This is a genomic window from Nostoc sp. WHI, from assembly GCF_015714725.1.
In the GTDB taxonomy this organism is placed as follows: domain Bacteria; phylum Cyanobacteriota; class Cyanobacteriia; order Cyanobacteriales; family Nostocaceae; genus Nostoc.
In genome coordinates this window covers 79715-87015 of record NZ_WBKM01000179.1, presented here as the reverse complement: position 1 = coordinate 87015, position 7301 = coordinate 79715, and the positions used below count along the sequence as shown (strand labels likewise).

Below are 7301 nucleotides of genomic sequence, written 5' to 3'. Positions count from 1 at the left end.
CCATAATCAAGAAAAGTGGTGTCTCCAACACACAGCACTACATCGTATTCTGCAACAGTTTCCGCCGTCATTTGACAGTGCGGTTCGATTAGTCTTAAAAATTCCACTTTGGGGTTTGCAAAAACTCATAAGCCCTTTTGAGTACAGTTCCTCCGTTGAAGATTTCTGACAGCCCTTTGCCAAATCCTTGACTTCAAGCAAAACCAATTGACATTGCACGTTCATTCAATCGGCGATCGCCTAACTCACAAGTCGCAAAATTTTTCTCCCACCAGTCCAACATGATTTGTCGCCTCTGATACCACGCTTGGCTTATTTTACTGCAAACCTTCTAATTTGCCCTAAATCCTTTGTGAGCAAGCTTTTCAAGACTTAACGGGAAAAGTCAGATTGCGGAACCGCATGAGTTCGTAAAATGTGGGATACTCACGCCGCAACACTTTGATTACTACTGGCATTTTGTCTAATTCTCTAATGGCACGATGCACTAGGGTTTTAGAGTCGGAATAAATTAGCTCATTTATTTGATAACCAGTTAGTAGCACCATAGTTTTTTCCGCACAAGGTTAATTTTTATTACTTACACTAATTGTTCCCATTAATATAAGTGTGTGAACATTTTGGAGGAAAATTTTACAACATATGTACATGCAAAGCTCCAACAACTGAAACGTCCCGCCATTTCTATGTCGTTGGTCTAGTTTCTGGTGGCGATCGCTTGTGACAGTTGCGTAAGTCCTGTGCTGTATTAGTAATTGACTAAAAAATCATAAAAAAAGACGTATTTTTGTGTATGCTTTGTGACCAAGTGCCTTAGCAATACCTTTTTGGGAGCAAATATGGAACGCGCCATTTCTGCATTGGGAATCTTAGTTTTTCTGAGCATATCCTACGCCTTCTCTGTAAATCGTCGTGCAGTGCGTTGGCGAATAGTGGCGTGGGGTTTGGGATTAGAATTTGCATTTGCACTAATGATTCTTAAAACTCCTTGGGGTTTAAATGTGTTTAAATCTCTGGGAGATATTGTCAGCCAATTTTTAGGATTTTCTGATGTAGGTGCCAAATTTGTCTTTGGAGAAAATTTTAAGGATCATTTCTTTGCGTTCCAAGTGCTGCCCACAATTATCTTTTTCTCTGCCTTTATCAACATCTTATATTACTACGGCATTTTACAGCGAGTGGTAAATGTAATCGCGTGGGTAATGATGAAGACGATGAAAACATCGGGTTCTGAATCTTTATCCTGTGCAGGTAACATCTTTTTGGGACCAACAGAGTCGGCGTTGATGGTTAAACCTTATATAGCGAATATGACGCAATCGGAACTTCATGCCGTGATGACGGGTGGTTTTGCCACAATTGCGGGTGGAGTACTAGGAGCATATCTTTCCTTTGGCATACCAGCAGAACACCTAATTGCTGCTTTCTTTATGACTGCCCCCACATCGTTGGTAGTATCAAAATTGCTGTACCCAGAAACAGAAGTATCAGAGACGGCTGGTAAGGCAAAAACGGATGTAGAAACCAATTATGTAAATGTAATTGATGCCGCTACTACCGGAGCAATTGACGGCGTGAAGCTAGCAGTTAACGTTGGGGTGATGATTATCGCCTTTTTGGGATTATTAGCTGCTCTAAATGCGCTGCTGGGATGGTTGGGGGCATTTGTGGGCTTACAGCAACTATCATTACAATGGATTTTGTCTTTTTTCATGGCTCCCGTAGCGTGGCTAATGGGTGTACCTTGGGCTGATTGTCGGCAAGTGGGTGCTTTATTGGGTACAAAGACAATTTTCAATGAGTTTATTGCTTTTTTAGATTTAAAGGCGCTAATTGAAAGTGGTAAAATTTCCCAACGCGCAGTAATTATCGCGACTTACGCATTATGTAATTTTGCAAATATAGGTTCAATTGGCATTACCATTGGCGGCATTACTGGGATGGCATCTAATCGCCAGCATGATTTAGCTCGCATGGGTGTCAGGGCAATGATTGGCGGATCGTTAGCGGGATTTATTACCGCTTGTATTGCTGGGATGTTGATTTGAAGGAGACAAGAGGAAGATCATATTCTGATTCTTCCTTGTCGAGATAATTAGCGATCGCTGAAGTTCGCTGAGGTCTTTATCGGATAGGGGACATAAATTTTATCATAGATTTGTCGAGTCTTTACAAAGACGGGATATTTGATTTACCTGAAAATAGCTGTAATTGTTTGCATAGACACCTACACCTGAAACCAAGCAGTCAAAGCCACCGCCAAAGCATCCGCAGCATCATCCGGCTTGGGAATCTCATCCAAATCTAACTCCCGTGCCACCGCGTCTTGCACTTCAGACTTATCCGCATTGCCATACCCTGTTAAAGCTTGTTTAATTTGAGCAGGTGTAAACTCTACATAAGGAAGACGACGCTGCCCCAACACTAAAATTAGTACACCCCGCGCCTGTGCAACGAGGATAGTACTTGACATACGATAAAAGAATAGTTTTTCGATCGCTACTAAATCTGGCTGAAATTCCTCCATCAGAGTGTGTAAATCATCAAACAAGGTACATAGGCGCTGTCCCATTTCTACATCTGCTGACGTTTTAATCACTCCAAAATCCAGCATATTTACTGTAGTCTCTTGCACCTTATTGGGAATTTGTGTGCAGTTAATTAACCCGAATCCTAAAATTGCTAGTCCTGGATCTAACCCTAAAATTCGTTTTTCCATTAAATTCACTTTTACCAAGCCAGGGTATTGTTTAAGTAGGAATACTGGCAATCTTGACGACTTGCTCTTAGTCTAATGGAATTGACAAATATAATAGTTTCACGCCTGGTGTTTTAAACCAAGTGGTGTAAATTTTCTGTTAATTATTGTTTGTAGCACTGCTCCGAATTAGGTATGTCAAATGGTTTTCTAAGACAAGCCCTCAAAGCCTTGCAAAAACAGTCGCGCTCTCGTACTTCCTATCGGGTTAACCAGTGGTTCAAATGGTTATCCCCTGGACTATCGGTAAAACGTTGGTTGTTGATTAGTATTGGCGGTGTACTGCTGGCGAGTTTAGGGTTAGCTATTTGGATTAAGCTGACCCCAATTTTTTGGATGATTGAGTTGGTTAGGGGTTTCCTGGGAGTAATCACCAACATCTTACCCAACTATATCAGTGGCCCTTTGGTACTGCTTGGCGGCTTGCTGTTAGTGCTTTGGGGGCAAACTCGCACCGTAGGCTCAATTACTAAGGTACTAAGAGCAGACGGTGGAGAGGAACTTATTGACGTCTTAATGGCGCATCGTCGATTGTACCGAGGGCCGAAAATAGTGGTGATTGGTGGTGGTACGGGACTTTCTACGTTATTGAGAGGGCTAAAAACTTACAGCGCTAATATTACTGCTATTGTCACCGTAGCCGATGATGGTGGCTCTTCTGGGCGGTTGCGCCAAGAATTTGGAGTGCTACCACCAGGGGATATTCGTAATTGTTTGGCAGCACTAGCAGATGAAGAAAAGTTATTAACAGAATTGTTTCAATATCGCTTTCGGGCTGGAGATGGATTGACAGGTCATAGTTTTGGCAATTTGTTTTTAACGGCAATGAGTGATATTACTGGAGATTTAGAACAAGCAGTTGCAGCCAGTTCTAAAGTCTTAGCAGTGCGGGGACAAGTACTACCATCAACTCTCAGTGATGTTCGCCTTTGGGCAGAATTAACCGATGGTCGCCGCATTCATGGAGAGTCTAGTATTCCCAAAGCTGGCGGAAAAATTGTCAAAATTGGCTGCATTCCAGCTAATCCCCCGGCGGTGCCAGCAGCAATTAAAGCGCTTAAAGAAGCTGACTACATTATTATTGGACCAGGTAGCCTTTATACGAGTCTGATTCCGAATTTATTAGTACCAGAAATAACCGATGCGATCGCTCAGTCAAATGCCCCCCGGATCTATATCTGCAATATAATGACTCAACCAGGAGAAACAGAAGGATATAGTGTTGCCGATCACATCAGAGCAATTGATGCTGCTTGTGGGCAAAGACGGCTATTTGATGCTGTGCTGATACACAAAAAATCTCCCTCGGAGCAATCACTCATCCGCTACGCTCAACAAAATTCCCATCCCGTTTTCTTGGATAGAGAAGCCGTAACTCAGCTAGGACGACGGATTGTTCCAGCTAATGTTTTGTATGAAGATGAAACGGGTTTTGTGCGTCACAATCCCCAGAAACTAGCACGAGTGTTATTGCGGTGGTACGGTAAAGGTCATCATGATAAATAAGCATCCTTTGTCATTTGTTTAGACTAATAACTAATGACCAAGGACTAAATTATGAAAATTTTTCTTGCAGATACAGAGGCGACCCTACGCTTAGGTATTACTCTCGGTGAATCCCTGACCCCCAGCAGTGTAATTTTACTAAAAGGTGATTTAGGCGCTGGTAAAACTACTCTAGTTCAAGGCATTGGCAAAGGTTTAGGAATTACTGAACCCATTGTCAGTCCCACTTTCACTTTGATTAATGAGTACACGGAAGGACGGCTCCCCCTTTACCACCTGGATTTATATCGCTTAGAACCACAAGAAGTTGCAGCCCTGAATTTAGAAAGTTACTGGGAAGGTGTTGAAGTCATACCAGGAATTGTGGCTGTTGAATGGGCAGAACGATTGCCCTACAAGCCAGATAGTTATTTAAGCCTGAATTTGACTTATGAGCATGGGGGCACTCGTCAAGTCGAACTTATACCATTCAATTGTGTCATTGCCCCTATTTAAGCTGATCTTCAAAGTAAAATACAAGGAATTTAACTTCTTTGATCACAACACTAGAAAATTTCTGCAAATAGTCGAGGAAGGACTCTACACTCGTTCTATCTGCCACTACCACGCTCACCACTGTCAGTTAGTAACATTGTTATCTCAATCAAAAATAAACGAAAGAATTATTCAACAGCAGATATATTGAAATAAGATTCAGTTAAAGCCAAAAGGTGAGGGGATCTTATCCGAATAGTATTGAACCTACAATGATTCTTAACTGAACGGTATTTATATATTCAAGATTGTCATCTACTAATGTTATTGCTGTAATAATTCAGCTAAAAAACTGATTTGAATGGCGGTTAATCAAGCAAATGTAACCTGTTATTGGGTTAAATGAGAGTTTTTACAGAAGTTAATCAGCTCAGTTAAAGCAGATTAGTTCTTTACTGTCATTCAAAGAAGTAATCTGGATTATTTAGCAGCGAAAGTTAGTAGAGAAAAGTTAAACAACAATCAAGTTCTGTATAAGTCATTTAGCTTTCCTTACACTTAGTATTCCCAAGTTAGGTTCACAATGTCTACATAAAATAAATTAATTTATGTATGCTTTTTGAAATTAATTTAAAAAACTTTAGCTAGCAAGAAATTATTATATTGACATCTGTAATTAGCTCTATTATCAATAGAAATTTAAATAACTATTTTCGTATTTCTACATAAAAATGTCGTAGAAATACGAAATATCACAAAATATATAATTATGATGTCCGCCAAATCACCCATAATAAACAGTTTGTAGTGGGGACTTCAGTCCCTAAAGCCGGGACTTTAGTCCCGACCCAATACGTTTCGGTTAAGGCAAGAGACGCGATAAATCGCCGTCAGGACGAAAGATTGATTATTGTAGAGACGACGATTTATCGCGTCTTACCGACCTAGAATTTTCATCAAAAAACCTTAACCGAACCCTATTGAGTCCCGACCCTTCTGTGGACGGAGACGCAACGCGAAGGGAGAAGATCGCGCTAACTCACTACGAACGAACGTTTTTTATTCGGCTTGCGTAACTTAAAGAAATATTTACTATAAAAAAGTTAAAGCTTGTCCCCGCACTTGCGTATTTACTTGGCCTTTGTCATAAACAATCTCACCACCGACAATGGTGGTTACAGCCCAGCCTGTGAGGTTCCAGCCTTCAAAGGGACTCCAACCGCACTTGGTTAAAAGTTCCTCGCGTCGGACTGGACGGTATGTGTTTAAATCTACAAGCACTAAATCGGCATCGTAGCCAGGTGCGATCGCTCCCTTATTGGGAATACCATAAGCCACAGCTACAGCTTTGGACATCCAATTAACAACTTGGGCTACAGTACAGTGTCCTTGCATCGCCGCAGTTAACATCAAAGCTAGGGAAGTTTCCACCCCAGGCATTCCCGAAGGACTATCGGGGTATTCTTGAGCTTTTTCTTCTAAGGTATGCGGCGCGTGATCTGTAGCGATGAAATCAATCACGCCATCGCGCAAAGCTTGCCAGAGAACTTCGTTATCGTGGGGCGATCGCAAAGGTGGATTCATCTGTGCTAAAGTGCCAATCTGCTCATAAGCACTGGTATTTAACAACAAATGCTGTGGTGTCACCTCTGCTGTTACCCAACTGGGTTTATCCTGACGCAGCAAATCTGCTTCCAGCGCTGTTGACAAATGCAGAATATGCAGACGACGTTGATATTTTTTAGAAAGTTTTAATGCCAGTTGAGTTGCAAGCAAGGCTGCTTGATCATCTTGAATTTGAGAGTGAACGGCTAGCTCATGAATGTTAGCAAATTCTTGGCGGCGTTCGTTGATTCTAGCTTGGTCTTCGGCATGGACGGCAATCAAGCGATCGCCTTTAGCAAATATCGCAGAGAGTGCGGTTTCGCCATCAACCAACAATTGACCATGCATCGACCCCATAAAAATCTTAATTCCTGGTGTTGGCTTTGCCAAAAGCAAATCTGGTAGATTCTCTGCTGTTGCCCCAATAAAAAAGCCATAATTAACCAAGGACTTGTGTGAAGCTCGTTCTAGCTTGTCGTCTAAAGCCTGCTGTGTCGTTGTCAGGGGGCGCGTATTGGGCATTTCCAAAAAGGAAGTGACTCCCCCTTTAGCACAGGCACAACTGGCGGTAAATAAATCTTCCTTGTGTTCTAGTCCTGGTTCCCGGAAATGTACCTGTGGATCAATGACTCCTGGCAACAAAGTTAACCCTTGTGCGTCAACTTCAGTGGCTAGTGTTGTCTGGGAGATTTCTGGCGCAACTTCGACTATTTGGCGATCGCGCGTCAACACATCCCCAATCATCAGTTCACCATTAGGTAGGATAATGCGAGCGTGGCGAATCAGTAAAATTTGTGGAGATGACATAGGGCTAACAAAGTTCAGACAAAAAGCTACGTGTTACAGAAAACTATGCTTTTAGGTTAAACTGAGTCACTCTCTGAGTAACCAATTTTTGTTGCGCGTTAAAAAAAGTTTATTTTAATTTATGAAGAACCCCGCCAAGATAAGAACATGA

At 41.8% G+C, this 7301-nt stretch carries 6 protein-coding genes and 1 pseudogene; 3 read left to right on the top strand and 4 right to left on the bottom strand.

What is annotated here, in order from left to right; translation table 11 throughout:
* Positions 1–94: 94 nt before the first annotated feature.
* Positions 95–283: pseudogene (locus F8S12_RS42380) on the bottom strand (IS4/Tn5 family transposase DNA-binding protein).
* 82 nt (positions 284–365) lie between these two features.
* Positions 366–548, bottom strand: coding sequence for a hypothetical protein (locus tag F8S12_RS18485; RefSeq protein WP_196517587.1), 183 nt, complete (start codon positions 546–548; stop codon positions 366–368).
* 291 nt (positions 549–839) lie between these two features.
* On the opposite strand from F8S12_RS18485, the gene F8S12_RS18480 reads away from it, so the two are divergent.
* A complete protein-coding gene (locus F8S12_RS18480) occupies positions 840–2048 on the top strand; it encodes a NupC/NupG family nucleoside CNT transporter (RefSeq protein WP_196517586.1) in 1209 nt (402 codons plus the stop codon).
* 179 nt (positions 2049–2227) lie between these two features.
* On the opposite strand, the gene ruvC is transcribed toward F8S12_RS18480, so the two are convergent.
* Positions 2228–2719, bottom strand: a complete 492-nt coding sequence (gene ruvC, locus F8S12_RS18475; RefSeq protein ID WP_196517585.1) for a crossover junction endodeoxyribonuclease RuvC — start codon at positions 2717–2719, stop codon at positions 2228–2230.
* Positions 2720–2893: 174 nt separating this feature from the next.
* Here ruvC and F8S12_RS18470 point away from each other — a divergent pair, with 174 nt between their 5' ends.
* Entirely contained in the window at positions 2894–4264 is a 1371-nt protein-coding gene (locus F8S12_RS18470; RefSeq protein WP_196517584.1) for a gluconeogenesis factor YvcK family protein, read from the top strand.
* 51 nt (positions 4265–4315) lie between these two features.
* On the top strand, positions 4316–4759 hold the full coding sequence (tsaE, locus tag F8S12_RS18465) for a tRNA (adenosine(37)-N6)-threonylcarbamoyltransferase complex ATPase subunit type 1 TsaE (RefSeq protein ID WP_196517583.1): 444 nt from the start codon (positions 4316–4318) through the stop codon (positions 4757–4759).
* Positions 4760–5830: 1071 nt separating this feature from the next.
* Here the strand turns inward: tsaE and F8S12_RS18460 are convergent.
* Positions 5831–7150, bottom strand: coding sequence for a dihydroorotase (locus tag F8S12_RS18460; protein WP_196517582.1), 1320 nt, complete (start codon positions 7148–7150; stop codon positions 5831–5833).
* Positions 7151–7301 lie beyond the last annotated feature (151 nt).